Here is a 15,550-nt window from a genome sequence, read left to right on the forward strand (position 1 = left end):
CTCGCCGACTTCGCGATCGTCCAGTCCTACCTGTCCACCGCCAGCAAATGGGGCCTCGACACCCTCGACGCCCTCACCCGGCTCTTCACCACCGGCCCCTGGCTACCACCAGCGGCACAACCCGTCTGATGACCAGCACAATCAGCTACGACGCCAGCTGAACAGCTACGGGCGATCAGCTCCCAGCGGGCGTCGGACAGGTCACTGGGGTAGGGCTTGCGGGGGCTGCTCATGTCAGATGCTCCTACCTGCCCGGTGGGCCCTCAACCGCAGGAGCGGACACCGGTCTCCCGGCCGGGAGGGAGTTTCCGGGCCATCGCCGAACCAGACGGGCACCGAGCCGCATATCCACGCTCGATGGATGCTGTGATCGCAGTTTCGGGACGCACAGACATGCCCCTACAGGGCGAAAGGCACAAAAGTCGTCGGCATCAAAGGTGACTTATCGTCACCAAGACTACGTAAACATCCAGTCAGGGGTCGTTCTGCGCAGGTATGGGCTGTCGTGTTCCCAGCCCGCTTCGTCTTCGTCGCCGGCCTGTGCCGGGAACGTGGGCAGGTCCACCGGTCGACCGCTGGATGGGTGCTCGACGAGGGGAGCGAAGTCGTTGATGACCTCGCGGACGTCGGGATCGTCAACGTCGGCGGCCCAGGTCAGCAGCAGGCCCAGCAGCGTCGGCTGGTCGAGATCGGCGAGCAGCTGCGCTCCATACCGATAGCTCGCCCAGTCAGGCTGCGCCGCGCTCTTGAACTGGTGGGACAGCGCGGGCCATAACGCCACTGTCAGCCAGCCCGGGTCGACCCGGCGCGGACCGCGAGGACGAGATCCAGGTTGACGGGCGTCTCGGTCCCGGTCTGGAACACCTGCTCCACCAGCGCCATTGTCAGCTCGACCGGCGCCTCCACCAGTGCCCGCAGCGCGGTCCGTCGCCCCCGGGCGTCCGCCAGCGCATCACRGAGCTGCTCCGAAGCGCCTGCCGCGAACATCCGCATCCGTACGGTGATGTAACGGGACTCGGCCTCGACCAGTTCCTCCCACAGCTCCACATACCGATCATGCCTCGGCACCCACCAACCCAACAGCGACAGTCCTTGTTCCTAGGCCGGMCGCGACCGGATCCTCGACAGGAACAGCACGGATGGATCCCACCGAATCCGTCCGCTAGCATCGCCGTACTCAATCCGACATGCCCTATATTGGGCTGGTTGGCTGGTTCCGGCGGGGGGAGCGCAGACGGCTGTGACCGTTGGTTCGGCGCCAGACGGCACCGTGCCTTCCGGCCCGGGAACGGGCCTCCCAGCCGATCATCTGGACGCCGCGCCGCCAGTCCCTGAACCCGGGCTGGCGGGCGAGCACGACCATCGGACCGGCTCCGCTCCCTCGGGGATCGCCGTCGCCGCGCCACCAGAGGACGACGTCGCCCGCTCTGCGGGCCTCGCCTCCGCCAACGTCAGCCCCTCCGCGGGCCTCGCCGCGGCCCTTTCCGGCCTGGTCGCCCCGGCGGCTCCCGCCGGCGGCCCCGCCGTCTCTCCGGAAGCCGCTTTCTGGCCCCCTCCCAGCGGCGCGCCCTACGGTTCCCCGGCCGCCGCCGTATCCTGGTCCGTCCCGAGCGGCCCGACGGGCGCTATGCCGTGGGCTGTTCCGAGCGGCCCGACGGGCGCTATGCCGTGGGCTGTTCCGAGCGGCCCGACGGGCGCTATGCCGTGGGCTGTTCCGAGCGGCCCGACGGGCGCTATGCCGTGGGCTGTTCCGAGCGGCCCGACGGGCCCCAGCCCCGCGCCGGTGCCTGTGGCCGGCGCCGGGCCGTGGGGCGGCCCGGCGCCGGCCGGCTACAGGCCCGTTGGGGGCGGGGTCGGACGGAGGCGCCGCCGGACCTGGCTGATCCCGGCGGTCCTCGCCACCGTCGTGGTCCTCGTGGCCGCCGGGACGACGGCGTTCATCGTCGGCGACTCGGAGGACTCGTCGGCCGGCCCGCCCGCCGACGCGGCTGGAACCGCCCCCACCGCGCTGCCCGTCTTCCCGTCGCCTACCGGCCTCCGACCGCCCGTCTCCGGGCCCTCCTATGCCGGTGAGGCCGTCGAGATCCTGGACTTCGCGCCCGAGAACCTGGCGGTGAGCAGGGACGGGACGCTGTATGTGTCCAGTAACGATGCCACCGGGGCCACGATCTACGAGATCGGTCGGGACGGCGAAGTCGTCAACCTCGACGTCGGCTATCCGCGCTACGGCGGCCGTCCGGTCATCGGGCAGGTCGACTTCGCCTACACCGGTAACCCTGACTACCCCGAGCTCTACTACCCCGACAGCCACGAGTACCGCATCAATCAAATCGTCTCCAGCGGCGTCGCCACAGTGGCCGGGACCGGTGCCAAGGGATTTTCCGGTGACGGCGGCCCCGCCACCGAGGCGCAGATCGGCTCGGTCGAGGACCTCGCGGTGCTCGCCGATGGCACGATCTACCTCGCGGACTACGAGAACGAGCGCATCCGCAAGGTGACGCCCGACGGCGTCATCTCCACGGTGATCCACGTGCCCGGCGGCGGCCTGAGCACCGTCGAGGTCGGTCCTGACGGCGCCGTCTACTTCACCGATCTCATCAACTGCACGGTCGACCGCCTCGACGCGGGCGGCGGATTCACCATCGTCGCCGGTGGCCGGTGCGACGAGACCGCCGATGGCCGGATGGGTGAGGGCGGCCCGGCGTCGCAGGCGGGCCTGCTCCAGCCCGTCCTCGAGATGGGGCCTGACGGGACGATGTACGTCCTCAGCCCCACCAGAGGAACCGTCCGCCGGATCGGGCCGGACGGGATCATCACGACCGTCGCGGGCACCGGCCAGCCGGGCTCCGGGGGTGACGGTGGCCCGGCGGTGGCCGCGCCCTTGTCGTGGCCCAACGCGGTGGTCGTCGACGCGAGCGGAGCGCTTTACATCGTCGAGATCACGACCCATCGCGTCCGGCGGATCAGCCCCGACGGGATCATCACCACCATCGCCGTCAGAGCGCCGTGAGCCGCCGCGTCCGACCGGCGGGCACGACCGCCCCGATATGCCGTCGCGGGCAGGTGGCCGCGGCGGTATATCGCCCAAGGTCCCGGCTGGCGCGTCAGCAGGCCGAGGCCAGATACCGCGCCATGCCCGCCTGCCGATCAGGGCGTCGACCAGGACTCCGATAGGGATGTGGTGATCAGATGAATCCTCATCGGAAATTTATCGAAGTAGCCCCTCGCTGCGAGGGGTACTTCCTGGATCGATTTTCGCTAGAGCGCATTGACGAAACCGATGCCCTGGAGATGGGGTTTCTCTGGGGGCCCGAGAAGCCAGATATGAAGATTTCATTTCGTGACGTCTACTTCTGCTCGCTTGAGCGGCATCCGGGTTCTGGGCGCCACTAGACCAGGTGACGGCGACGCTGGTGGAGCCGAGCGATTCTCCTTGGCCTGAAGGGCTATCTCTTGATCTGGTCCGATCCTCGTCATTGCCGTCATTGCCGTCATTGGTCTGGTTTCGGGCGGGGGGGGGGGCTGCAAATCAGCGTAGTTGCCGCGATTGCATCTGTATCACTCGAGATCGTATAAATGGTTTGGAAGCTTGAAGTTGGTCCTGTCGCCGGAGTCGTAGGCCGGGAGCGCCGCGCGGGATATGGGGCCGCGCCTCCAGGTTCAAGGAGCGCCCCGCGGGCGGCGCAGTTGCATCGGCTGGGTCGGGATCGGGGGCCGGTCGACGAGTCGAGTTTGATCGAGTGATTCGACGCCGTGGCGGTCCACCGGTCTGGCGCCGTTCAGCCAGCCCACCACCGCGACCAACTCGGAGCTGCAGATCGATGTCAAGGCAGTTGGGATTGACTACGACACCCACCTGATCGCTGCCCAGGCGCGCTGGTACGACCCGACGAGTGGGACGTTCCTGTCCTTCGACGCCTTTCCCTGCCCTAGCACTACAGTCCCGGTGATCTTGGTGCTGTGGTCGGCGGTGCGAGTGGCGTGTGGCTCCGCTGGCCGGTCTCGTCGCCGTGGCGCTGGCGTGCGCTGGGCTGGTGGATTCGTGGGTCTGGACCGCTGGCTGCCACGGCTTGGGCTGTCTGCTCGGCGGCCGGGATCCTGGTGCCCGTTCTCGGACGAGACCGTCCACGCGCCAGGGCCGGGCTGACCAGGGGCGACCGGCGTTCGGCACGGTGATAGTGAGGTGGGSCGCGCACGGGGCCGGAAAATCAGGAGATCGGTTCTGCAGGTGCCGGTATTGTCGTGTTCAGTCGGTGTCGTCAAGTCGCCGGCGTACTCGGTCTGGCGCTTTCGCGTCTGCGTCTGGCTCGTCCCGTGTCGGATCCCATTGTGGAGGTCGTGTTTGCTGCCTGCTGTGACGATTACGCCCGTGYAGTTGCCGGAGGTGTTGTTACGGGTGGCGACGGTGCGGCCGGTGCATGTCTGGGGTGCGCCCGGGATTGGGAAGTCGAGTCTGGTGGAGGAGTTCGCCGCCGCGGTCGGGATGGACTGTGTGACGCTGCTGGGTACGCAGCTGGCGCCGGAGGATCTGATCGGTGTGCCGCGGATCGTGACCCGGGCGGATGGTACGGACCGGTCGCGGTTCGCCCCGCCGGAGATGATCGCCCGCGACAGTGCCTATGTGCTGTTCCTCGACGAGCTCAACGGGTCGAGCACCGAGGTGCAGAAGGCGTTCTACTCTCTGGTCCTCAACCGGCGTCTCGGGGGCTACGAGCTGCCTGCCGGGTCGGTGGTGATCGCGGCGGGGAACCGGGCGACCGACCAGGCGATCGTGCGCCCGATGAGTTCGGCGCTGGCGAACCGGTTCGTGCACGTCCACCTGCGGGCCTCCGCGTCGGACTGGCTGCGCTGGGCGGCCGGCGCCGGCATCCATCCGCACGTGGTCGATTATGTGCGTAACCGGCCGGATCATCTGTGGGTCGCGCCGCCGAAGACCGAGCAGCCGTTCTCCACCCCGCGCTCGTGGCACGCCCTGTCCGATGTGCTGCACGCCTGGGGGTCGCAGATCAGCTACGAACAGGTCGGCATGCTCGCCCATGGCTGTGTGTCGGCCGAGCACGCGGCAGGCTTCCAGGCGTTTGTCCGGATCCGGGAGCATGCCTACGACCTGGAGGCGATCCTTGCCGGCGAGCTGCGCTGGCCGTCTGGCCCCGGCGACGGCGATCTGCTGCATTTCCTGGCGATGAGTCTGCGCGCCCGGCTTATCAAGGAGCTGCCCGCCAGCCGGGTCGGCGCCCCGCCGAGCGCGGTGCGTCTCGCGGTGCGGGCGAAGGCGCTGCTTGTGGAGCTTGCCGAGATCTCCGCCGAAATCGCCCAGCTGGTGCTCGCTGGGGACGCCGACGGCAATCCGGTGCTGCCTGGCTGGTTTCTTACCGAGACGGTTCGTGACCTGCCGCGACTGGTCGCGGCCCGGGCCTTGTGATGGCCCGTGGCGCGGGCCGCCGCGCCGCGGCGGGGGCGGTGACGGGCCGGGACCGGCTGGCCGCGGCCGCCCTCGAGGAGGGGTGGCGCCGCGTCACGCGGCATCCGCTGTTCAGGCCGCTGGCGGTCTCCTCGCCCAGCCGCGCGGATGCCGGGGTGGTGCCGGCGGACGGTTGGGCGGTGGTCTGGTCGAACGGGCAGATCGACGCTCATCCAAGCCGGCTCGCCGACCCGGACGAGTGGGCGTGGGTGTTCGCGCACCTGCTGCTGCATCTGGGCCTCGGCCATGCCGACCCGGCGACGACCGGGGGCAGCTCGACGACCGGGGGTGGCTCGCTGGATGTGGCGCATCTGGCCGCCTGCGACGTCGCGGTCAACCGGTTCCTGGCCACGCTGCGTCTGGGCCGGCGCCCGGCCGGCGTCGAGGGCGCCCCCGCGCCTGGTGACTACCCGTCGGCCGACGAGGCTGCCCTCGCCCGGGAGTGGCGCCGTGCCGGTGTTCCTGAGCGGTGGCGCGGTGAGGGCGTCGCCGGAGGGCAGCCCGACCTGCGCCGGGCGCCACCCGGGCCGGCCTGGTACACCCAGCCTGATTTCGCCCACCGGTTCGCTGCCGGACTGACCGCGGCGGTCGGCGCGGCGATCGACGTCGCCGGCGGGCTGCGGACCAGCCTCGACGCCGACGCCGGCGCGCTGCACCCGTGGGAGGCTGCGCGCCGCTGGTTCGTCTCGTCCTACCCGCTGCTGGGTGCGGTGTTCTCCGCCCTCACTCTGGTCGCCGACGCCGAGCTGGCCTCCGGTTGGGACATCGCCATCGCCGCGGTCTCGGTTGAGGCCGGCGAGGTCTACGTCAACCCGCTCGCCCGGCTGACCGGCGCCGAATGGCGCTTCGTCCTCGCCCACGAGGCGCTGCATGCCGCGCTCGCGCACCCGGCCCGGCTCGGCGGCCGTGACCCCTACCTGTGGAATCTTGCCTGTGACTTCGTCATCAACGGCTGGCTGGTCCAGATGGCCGTCGGTGAACTACCCGACGGCAGCCTTTATGACCCGAAGTTCGCCGGGCACAGCGCGGAGGCGGTCTACGACCGGATCGCCCTCGAAGCCCGCCGCTACCGCAAGCTCGCCACCCTGCGCGGCCACGCCCGCCGCACCTCCAGCGGCATCACCACCACCGCGGCCACAGCCGGCAGACGCGCGGCCGGCCGGGGTGGGCCGATCCGGCCGGCCACGGCCGGCAGCGGCGAGCACGGTATCGGCCAGGACGTGGGCGGTGACCTGGTCGGCCCGGCACCCGGCCGGCCCACGCCGGCGGACAGGGCAATCGACCTCGACGAGCTACTTCGCCGCAGTCTGACCTCCGGCCTCGCCGCCCACCAAGCCGCCGCCCGCGGAACGGTGCCGGCCGGGCTGGTCGCGGAGATCCGCGCGCTCGCGCACCCGCCGATCGGCTGGGACGTGGCGCTGGCCCGCTGGTTCGACGAACACTTCCCCGCCCTCGAGGCGACCCGCTCCTACGCCCGCCCGTCACGCCGCCAGGCCAGCACCCCCGACATCCCTCGCCCCGGACACCGCCACGCGGACGAACTCGTCGTGCGCCGCACCTTCGGCGTCGTGCTCGACACGTCCGGATCGATGAACGCCGAGCTGCTCGGCAAGGCACTCGGCGCCATCGCCTCCTACGCTGCGGCCCGCGACGTCCCCGCCGCCCGCGTCATGTTCTGCGACGCCGCCCCCTACGACGCCGGCTACCTCGCCCCCGACGACATCGCCGGGCGCGTCAAGGTCCGCGGCCGCGGCGGCACCCGCCTCCAGCCCGGCCTCGACGCCCTCGACCGAGCCCTCGACTTCCCCGCCGACGCACCCGTCCTGGTCATCACCGACGGCGGGTGCGACGTGCTACGGATCCGCCGTTCCCACGCCTACCTCATCCCCACCGGCGCACACCTGCCCTTCACCCCACGCGGCCCGGTCTTCCGTATCCGCTAGAGATCTTCAAACCACGATGCCGGCTTGGGAGGTCGAGGACGTGGAGGCGCCTCCTGTCCTGGCAGCGTTCGGCTCAACGGGCCGGATCGGACCCCTCTATCCCGGCGCCCGGCTGCGAGAGGTCGCTGCCGCCTACGGCATGCCGTGGGACATCGGGCGGGTCCACAGACGCCACCGGTGGCCGCACCTGTACTCCTACGGCGATGTCGAGTTCGTCGCGTGCCGCTGCCGGATCATCACCGCCCTGACGGTCCAGATCTGGCGAGAGACCGTGGCACTGTCGGTATCCGCCCAGCCCRCGCAGAGCATCACCCTGCCACCGCGGCCGACGCTCGCCCAGGTAGCCGGCGCACTGGCCGCGGCGGACTGCCAGTGGCAACGGCTCGAATCGTGTGGGGGACAGCATGTGTTGCGCACTGTTCCGCAACGGGTCGACTTCACTTTCGTCACCGACGAAGGAACTGAACCAGTACTCCACGCGGCAAGCACCTGGTCCCACAACCACGACTGCATCCCGGCCACAGTCCTCACCGCGGCCTACCCCGACGACTTCCCAGCCGAGCACATTCACGACCCCACGAATGAAGAGTCACGGAGAGTTACTGTCGTTCGGTCAGGGTGGACCGGTTGGCGCTGCGGCGTCAACAGCCGCAGGGGTTGTTGCGGTCCACCTCTGACGTCTGGTGTCGGTGCGTGACGGCTCGTGCTTGCGCTTCCRCATCCATTTCACACCCAATGTGATCTTGCTGCTAACTGCCGAAAGGCACTGGAGACAGCAACGTCCGGCGACCGCGTCCCGTTACCTGTCGGGCGAGCCGTACCGGAACACCTGCCCTACCAGTGCTCTGTAGCCGGGCGTACCGTCCGATCTTGTCGGTAAACGGTCGTCTGTCGACACCAGCTGGCGACCACCACAGAAACCCCTCGTCGAGGGTCGGCAATCCGCGTCGAAATTCAATGTCGACAAATGTCTTGATCGGCTATTGTCGACGCCRTATTGATCAGCCATGTGGGTCTCGATGGCGGACCGGAACCCCGACCGCTCGTTCCGGGATACCTCAACCCACGCCAAGATCCCCTTAGTCGGGGCGACGTCCCCACGCCGAGATAATCGGTGCGAGGGTGAGATCGAGCTCGCCAGCGCCGACGGCCGCGACGTGCGCGTCGATCTCGGCTTCATCCGTCAGCCGGGCGGCGACCAGCTCGGCGCGGACCTGCCGCATCGTCGCGATCTCCAAGCGGTCGCAGACCGCCCCGCCGACCGGGAAACTGCCCGCCGCCGCGACGTCGACCAAGCCGGCCTCGCGCAACGTCCGAGGCAGCGTACGGCCGTAGCGCAGATCGGCGCCGCGGCGTGTCATCAACTCCCGGAAGGCGCGCCGCAGCCGGTTGGCTCGCCGCTGCGCCGGACCGCTTTCGTCGAGGCACACCAACGGCTGCAGCTCGGTGTCCGCATCCTCCACCACAAGCCAGCCGCCGGGCCGCAGCGCCGCCACCATCGTTGCCAGCGCTCGAGCGCGGTCGGGCACATGGACGAGGACGAGCCGGGCGTGCACCAGGTCAAACGTCCCCGGCGGCGGATCCGCGCCGATGTCGTGCCGGCGTACCTCGTAGATCCCATGCGGGTCCAGCCACACCGGATTGATGTCCGTCGCCAGTACGTATCCGGTCGGTCCGACGGCCGCGGCGAGCGCCTCGGGGATGCTGCGACCTCCGGCCCCCACCTCCCAGCAGCGCCATCCCGGCCCCACCCCCAGGCGGTCGAAGTGCCCGCGCGTCACGCCGTCGAACAGCTCGGCCAGCGCGACGAACCGCTCGCCCGCCTCGGCCTGCGCGTTGTCGAGGAGGTAGCGGTGATCAGGGGCAGACCCCAGCACGCCCGGCGACGAGGCCCCGCCAGGCGAGCCGGCAGCCCCCGCGGGCGGACTCGCGGTGCTCGCCGGACCGGGTTCGGGGTCAAAACCGCGAGCCCGCGGCGAGGAGTTCACGGCCACATCCTCACCTCCTACCGCGCCGCAGGTACCGCGACTGCCGTCGTAGGTGGGATCGGGATCTGGCGCTGATCTTCTTTGTGAACATGAACGCAGGAGGTGAGCGGGTCACGGTCCGTGAGATCAGGCCCGGCCCGCCCGACGTGCACGCGGCCAGCCTGACACTCGATAACGCCCGAGGCTACTCGGAAGCCGAGTCCCTCGCGCACGGGCTCGTGGCGGCCATCCGTGCGCCGTGCACCCTGGCGGACCACGGACATCGCATCGGCGCCAGCGTGGGGCTGGTCCTCGTCAGTCGGGACCGCGGCCCGGATGCCGCCGAAGCCCTGCAACGCGAAGCCGATGTCGCGGACAGTCCCCACGCCTCCGTGACCAGGACGGCATCCGGACCGGGCGAACCGCGTCCCCGCGCCCTCGGCGGACGGTCGCGATCGACGCCGCGTATGCCAGGAACGCCACTTTTATCACACAGAGTCTCCGAGACCGGGATCAATGCTCACAGTGAGTACACCAGCCCGCAGAGTCGTTACCAGAACGATCGGGGACCTTTATCGGTAAGAAACACGAGGTTCCCAACCTGACCTGAGAAGAACTTCTCAGATTGGGAGCTCGGATGAAGCTGGGGGCAACGCGTCGCCGCCGGATGGCCGGCGCGCTACTGGGCGCGATCGGCATGATCGGTGTGATCGCGGGTTGCGGGAGCTCGTCCGGATCGACGACCTCGTCGAGCGCCGGTTCGGGCACGGTCAAGGTCAACATCTTCGAGGTCGCGCAAGCCGACGTCGTCACCACCCTGGAGACGGCGTTCAAGAAGGAGCTCACGGCCAAGCTGGCCGGACGGACGGTCAGCTACAGCGTCAGCAACGCGAACGGCGATCCGTCCCTGATCCAGAGCATCGCCCGCAACCTTTCCCGGTCCAGTTCCTCGCTGATCGCGGTGATCGGCACTCCGGCCGTCATCGCCATGGCGCAGCAGGACAAGACGCATCCGATCATCGCGCTGGCGATGGGGGATCCGGTTGGCGGCAAGGTGGCCGACAGCCTGGACCACCCCGGACGCAATGTCACGGGCACGATCGACTTCGTCGACCCCGCCGAGCTCCTCGGCGAGCTGGCCAAGGTCACCCCGGCGCCCAAGCGGATCGGGACGATCYACGATCCGTCGAACGAGAACAGCCAGGTCTGGGTCGCGCAGCTGCGGACGGCGATCAAGGCGCGGCCCGGTCTCGCACTGGTCGAGGCGACCGTGGCGAGCGCCGGTGACGTGCAGAGCGCCGCCCGCTCCCTGGTCGGCCGGACCGACACGATCCTCGTGGGGCCTGACGCGGCAGTGGCGTCGGGAGTCGCGGCGGTCGGCGCGGTCGCCCTGTCGAACAAGATCCCGCTGTACCTGACGTCGGGAGACGCGACCACAAGCGGGGTGCTGGCCACGCTGGGGCCGAGTTACGCGGACCTGGGTTCGCAGGGCGCCGACGTCGCCGTGAAGGTCCTCGACGGTGCCCAGCCGGCGGCTACCCCGTTCGGCCGGCCGGGTGGGCTCGAGTGGGACGTCAACCGTTCGACGCTCGGCGCGCTCGGGGTCACCGTGCCGTCCGCGGCGATGGGTTAGCCATGCGATTCCTCGTCACCGACACCCTGATCGCCGGTCTGCCGCTGCTGCCGGTCGTCATGGGCATCTACCTCGTCGTCCGCATCCGGCAGGACTTCGACCTCACCGTCGACGGCAGCTTCACTTTGGGCGGCGCGATCACCGCCGTGCTGCTCAATCACGGACTGGGCGTGCCGCTGGCGATGCTCGTGGCCGTGGCCGGGGCCGCCGTCGCGGGGCTCGTCACGACCGGGCTGCACCTGGCGTTTCGCATCCCGGTCATTCTGGCCGGGCTGGTCATGAGCATCGGCATGACGACGCTGAACCTGCGCGTGCTGGGACGGCCGTCGATCAGCCTGGACAGCGGTCGGACCCTGTTCGGTGGGCTGATCGGCCTGGCTCCGGAGGTTCAGGACTGGTTGACGATCGCGATCCTCGCCGCGTTCGCCGCCGTGTTCCTCGCCGTCGTCGGTTACCTGCTGCTCACCGAGGTCGGCCTGGCGTTGCGGGCCACCGGGGTCAATCCCCGGATGGCCCGGGCTCAGGGCGTCGACGACCGGCGTTCGCTGGCGCTGTGCCTGGCACTGGCCAACTCCAGCGCCGGATTGTCGGGCGCGCTGACCGTGCAGTCCCAGGGCTTCTCCGATTCGTCGACCGGCACGGGCACGCTGCTGGCGGGTGTCGGCGCGGTGATGCTCGGTGAGCTGATCGCCCGGCCGGGCGGGGCGTCCCGGGTCGGCCGGGTGATCGCCGCCGTGGTCGCCGGCACGTTGCTGTACCGGTTGATCCTGGTCGGCGCGCTGCGGGCCGGGTTGCAGGCGACCGACCTGTCCGGCATCACCGCGCTCACCCTGGTCGCGGCGGTCGCGCTCAACCGTTACCTGCCCGAGATCGGCCGAGCGCTGGGCCGGGTCGGCGCGGGCGGCCGTTTCGGCAGCCGGGCGGTGGCGCTGGACGGCCCGAGGACCGCCGCCGTGGCGAGTGGCCGGTCGGTGGCCGACGACGGTCCGACTGTCCCCCCTGCCCGCCAGCCCGCCGCCGCCGGGCGGGCCGCGGCCTCGGCGACGATGAAGGAGGCGGGCTGATGCTGCGGCTGGACGGTGTGCGCCTGGTGCACGGCGCGGGCACCCCGACGGAGGTCGTCGCGCTCGACCACGTCGACCTGGAGATCCCGGCTGGTCAGTTCGTCACCGTCGTCGGCAGCAACGGCGCCGGCAAGAGCAGCCTGGTCAACGTGGTGGCCGGGGTCTACCGGCCGACCCGGGGGCGGGTGCTGCTCGGCGGCCGGGACGTGACGCGGCTGGCGGTCCACGCCCGCGCCGGCGCGGTGGCCCGCGTCTTCGACGACCCGCTCGCGGGCACCGCGCCCGATCTCTCCCTGGCCGACAACCTCGCTCTCGCCGCCGCCCGCGGCCGCCGGCGGCGGCTGTCGCCCGCGGTCACCCCAGGCCGGCGCGCCGGCATGCGCGAGGACCTCGCCGTGCTCGGCCTGGGCCTGGAACACCGCCTCGCCGACCCGGTGACGCTGCTGTCCGCGGGGCAGCGGCAGAGCGTGACGATGTTGATGGCCGGCCTGCGGAAACCCAAGCTCCTGCTGCTCGATGAGCACCTCGCGGCGCTGGACCCCAGGACCCGGGCGCGGGTCCTCGACCTCACCCTCCAGATGCACGAACGACTGGGCTGCGCCTCGATGATGATCACGCACAGCATGCGCCACGCGATCGAGGTCGGCGACCGGCTGCTGGTGATGTCGCGCGGCCGGGTCATCTACGACGTGGCCGGGCCCGCGAAGACGGCGCTGACGCCGTCTGACCTGGTCGACATCGTGTCCGGGCTCGGGGACGCACCGTCGGACCGGCAGCTGCTCGCGGGGTGACCGGGCCGACCGACAGACATCGAGCCTTACCGAAGCGGCGGCCGGGACGCAGGCCGTCCGCTCGGCGACGTCCTGATCGCCCGGCACGGCCGCCGATCAGACAGGAGTGGAGTGGAGTGGAGTGACACGTGACAGCCACTGACGCCTCGACCCAGGCCGAGGTCCCGCCGGCGCGGCCCACCCGGCCGCCGGACGCGACGGCCCCGACCGGGACCGACCCGAGCCCGTTCGTCTCCTTCACCTCGGCCGACCGGTTCGCCACGGTCGGGGAGATCTACGAGGAGGCCCGTCGCGCGCTGCCCCCGCAGGTGTGGGACTTCCTCGACGGTGGTTCGGGCGGCGAGCAGACGCTACGGGCGAACCTGTCGTCCTTCGAGCGGTGGTCGGTGCTGCCACGGCTGATGACCGGGGCCGGCGAGCCGGACCTGGCCTGCACCTTCCTCGGCATCGAGCTGTCGATGCCAGTGCTCACCAGCCCGTTCGGCGCCGACCGGCTGATGCACCGGGACGGCCAGCTCGCCGTCGCCCGGGCGAACGCCAAGGCCGGCGTGGCCTCGATCGTGCCGGAGGCCGGGTCGTACTCCTGGGAGGAGGTGGCGACGGCGGCGCCGGGCGCCGCGCGGATGGCCCAGCTGCACCCGATGGGCAACCTGGCGAACTTCGCCGCGATGCTGCGCCGCGCCGCCGCCGCGGGCTTCAGCGCGCTCTGCCTGACCCTGGACTGCCCAACGGCCGGTTGGCGTGAGCGCAACATGCGCAACCGGTTCGACGTGGACGTCGACGTGGTCAGCGGCAACTACCCGCACGCCGGTCCGGCCGACCTGGCCGACACCCTCGGCCAGCTGTTCGTCCGCCGGGAGCCGATCTGGACCTGGGACGAGCTGGCCGCGCGGATGGCGGACTCGCCGCTGCCCTGGATGGCCAAGGGCATCCTCACCGGCGCCGACGCCGAGGCGGCCGTGCGGGCCGGAGCCGCCGCGGTACTGGTCAGCAACCACGGCGGGCGTCAGCTCGACACGGTGCCCGCGGCCCTCGACCAGCTGCCGGAGGTCGTCGCGGCGGTCGGCGGTCGGGTGCCCATCGCGCTGGACTCGGGGATCCGCCGCGGGAGCGACGTCGTCAAGGCACTGGCGCTCGGCGCCGACGTCGTCGTCCTCGGCCGAGCCGCGGCGATGGCGCTCGCGGCCGGCGGCGAGGAAGGCGTCGGCCGGCTGCACGAACTGCTACGCGAGGAGATCTCGACGACCATCAAGCTTCTCGGAGCGAGCGGCGTCGACGAGCTGACCGACACGATGATCAGACCGTCGGCGGTGTCGCGATGGTGATCGGCGCGAGGACCGGATCCGTCGATCGGCCACGCTCGACCAGGACGACCGTGCCGCTGCCGCCCGGGCTGGCCGGCCTGGCCCCGATCAGCGCCGCGGTGCGGGTCGGTGACCTGGTCGTGCTCTCGGGCTGCGTCGCCCTGGACCCGGCGACCGGCCGGCCTCGCGGCAGCACGACGGTGAGCCAGGCGCGCGACATCTTCGGCCAGATCGCCGAGGTCCTGGGCCTGGCGGGCGGCCGCCTCGCCGACGTGGTGCGCTGCGTGTGCTACCTGACCGAGGCCGCCGCCGCGCCGGAGCTCGACGTCGCGTTCCGCGAGGCCTTCCCGGTCGACCCACCGGCCCGGACGACCGTGGTCTGCGGGCTGGTGCGGCCCGGCCTGCTGGTGGAGATCGAGGCGACGGCCGTGCTCGGCTGAGTGCCGGGGCGGCCGGGTAGCCGAGTGCTACTCGGCCGCCCCGGCGGGCCGGCCGAGGGCGCGCAGCACGCTGCCGGTCAGCTCGGCCGCGATGCGCGCGGACGGCCAACCCAGGCTGTCGTGCAGGTCGACGACCACCCGTTCGTCGAACACGGTGACCCAGATGAGCACCCCGTACTCGGCGGGCCCGGGCGGAATGAAACCGGCCTCGGTCAGCGCGGTCAGCAGCGGCGCGAGCGCCCCGAAGAGCCGGCCGATCACCGGGTCGTCCGCGCGCAGCCGCTGCAGGAAACCGCGGGAGGACCGTACGTGTACGACAGCCGGCCCCCAGCTCACGGCCTCGCGGACCCACAGCTCGCACACGGCGACGAAACGGCGCAGCACATCCGGCGCGGCCGGCACCGCCTCCATGTGGCCGACCAGGGTCTCCACGAGCTGCGTGTAATAGGCGTCAAGGGCCGCGTCCACGTCCGGGAAATGCCGATAGGCAGTGGCGGTCGACACACCGGCCTCGGCCGCGAGATCCACGAGACTGAACCGGCCGCCCTGTTTCGCGAGCAATCGCTCGGCCGCATCCAGAAGATCCCGCCGGCTCGCCAGGTAATCCCGCCTGATCCGGCGGCTGCCCGGTTCCTCGCCGCGGATCGAACCGCTCGCCGTAGGCGTGTGAACCACCCTTTCCATCGCCCAGCCTCGCCGAAACGAGGCAGAAATATGCACTAAGTGTAACATGCCGATATGGAACGTTAACATTTCTTCGCTTGACACCCGACGGTGGTCGTCCGCACCATAAATGAAAAGACATTCTCAGTTCGTTGGTCTGATTCTCGTTCGGCCAACGCCGAACCGCGGGCCGCAATAGCGGGCCGCGGTGAACGCTCTGTGGTCGTGCTCGTATTAGCGACGGCCCACCGCTGGTAATCCCCATTCCCCCACCGGCTCCCAGC

The 15,550-nt window shown here is 70.7% G+C and carries 12 protein-coding genes; 8 read left to right on the forward strand and 4 right to left on the reverse strand.

Going from position 1 to position 15,550, the window contains the following annotated elements:
• Positions 1-457 precede the first annotated feature (457 nt).
• The gene (locus BL253_RS07940) at positions 458-781 is read right to left on the reverse strand and encodes a hypothetical protein (protein WP_076815033.1); all 324 of its coding nucleotides are present in this window, start codon (positions 779-781) and stop codon (positions 458-460) included.
• Positions 782-783: 2 nt separating this feature from the next.
• Positions 784-1,068, reverse strand: a complete 285-nt coding sequence (locus tag BL253_RS07945) for a hypothetical protein (protein ID WP_131831458.1) — start codon at positions 1,066-1,068, stop codon at positions 784-786.
• 847 nt (positions 1,069-1,915) lie between these two features.
• Between BL253_RS07945 and BL253_RS07950 the strand changes: the two genes are divergently transcribed.
• From BL253_RS07950 to BL253_RS07960, 3 genes are all read left to right on the forward strand, one after another.
• A complete protein-coding gene (locus BL253_RS07950; protein WP_131831459.1) occupies positions 1,916-3,010 on the forward strand; it encodes an NHL domain-containing protein in 1,095 nt (364 codons plus the stop codon).
• A 1,359-nt stretch (positions 3,011-4,369) separates the two neighbouring features.
• The gene (locus BL253_RS07955; protein WP_198946209.1) at positions 4,370-5,422 is read left to right on the forward strand and encodes an AAA family ATPase; all 1,053 of its coding nucleotides are present in this window, start codon (positions 4,370-4,372) and stop codon (positions 5,420-5,422) included.
• Positions 5,423-5,460: 38 nt separating this feature from the next.
• Positions 5,461-7,404: a vWA domain-containing protein gene (locus BL253_RS07960; protein ID WP_131831460.1), complete on the forward strand. Its 1,944-nt coding sequence runs from the start codon at positions 5,461-5,463 to the stop codon at positions 7,402-7,404.
• A gap of 1,079 nt (positions 7,405-8,483) precedes the next feature.
• Here BL253_RS07960 and BL253_RS07965 read toward each other — a convergent pair.
• A complete protein-coding gene (locus BL253_RS07965) occupies positions 8,484-9,392 on the reverse strand; it encodes a methyltransferase domain-containing protein (protein ID WP_241834613.1) in 909 nt (302 codons plus the stop codon).
• A 616-nt stretch (positions 9,393-10,008) separates the two neighbouring features.
• Between BL253_RS07965 and BL253_RS07975 the strand changes: the two genes are divergently transcribed.
• The 5 genes from BL253_RS07975 to BL253_RS07995 all read left to right on the forward strand — a co-directional run bounded on the left by BL253_RS07975 (position 10,009) and on the right by BL253_RS07995 (position 14,603).
• Entirely contained in the window at positions 10,009-11,004 is a 996-nt protein-coding gene (locus BL253_RS07975) for an ABC transporter substrate-binding protein (protein WP_076815046.1), read from the forward strand.
• A gap of 2 nt (positions 11,005-11,006) precedes the next feature.
• Positions 11,007-12,068, forward strand: a complete 1,062-nt coding sequence (locus tag BL253_RS07980) for an ABC transporter permease (RefSeq protein WP_076815048.1) — start codon at positions 11,007-11,009, stop codon at positions 12,066-12,068.
• Entirely contained in the window at positions 12,068-12,859 is a 792-nt protein-coding gene (locus tag BL253_RS07985) for an ABC transporter ATP-binding protein (RefSeq protein WP_076815051.1), read from the forward strand. The genes BL253_RS07980 and BL253_RS07985 overlap by 1 nt, the downstream gene beginning before the upstream one ends.
• 128 nt (positions 12,860-12,987) lie before the next feature.
• The gene (locus tag BL253_RS07990) at positions 12,988-14,184 is read left to right on the forward strand and encodes an alpha-hydroxy acid oxidase (protein ID WP_076815053.1); all 1,197 of its coding nucleotides are present in this window, start codon (positions 12,988-12,990) and stop codon (positions 14,182-14,184) included.
• A 50-nt stretch (positions 14,185-14,234) separates the two neighbouring features.
• On the forward strand, positions 14,235-14,603 hold the full coding sequence (locus tag BL253_RS07995) for a RidA family protein (protein ID WP_241834614.1): 369 nt from the start codon (positions 14,235-14,237) through the stop codon (positions 14,601-14,603).
• A 27-nt stretch (positions 14,604-14,630) separates the two neighbouring features.
• Here BL253_RS07995 and BL253_RS08000 read toward each other — a convergent pair whose 3' ends face one another.
• A complete protein-coding gene (locus BL253_RS08000; RefSeq protein ID WP_241834615.1) occupies positions 14,631-15,371 on the reverse strand; it encodes a TetR/AcrR family transcriptional regulator in 741 nt (246 codons plus the stop codon).
• Positions 15,372-15,550 lie beyond the last annotated feature (179 nt).

It is taken from the genome of Pseudofrankia asymbiotica (assembly GCF_001983105.1).
GTDB lineage: Bacteria > Actinomycetota > Actinomycetes > Frankiales > Frankiaceae > Pseudofrankia > Pseudofrankia asymbiotica.

Bases quoted from the DNA above. Each gene is read 5' to 3' on its own strand.
- BL253_RS07980 (WP_076815048.1), top strand. From the start codon at position 11,007: ATGCGATTCCTCGTCACCGACACCCTGATCGCCGGTCTGCCGCTGCTG.
- BL253_RS07985 (WP_076815051.1), top strand. From the start codon at position 12,068: ATGCTGCGGCTGGACGGTGTGCGCCTGGTGCACGGCGCGGGCACCCCG.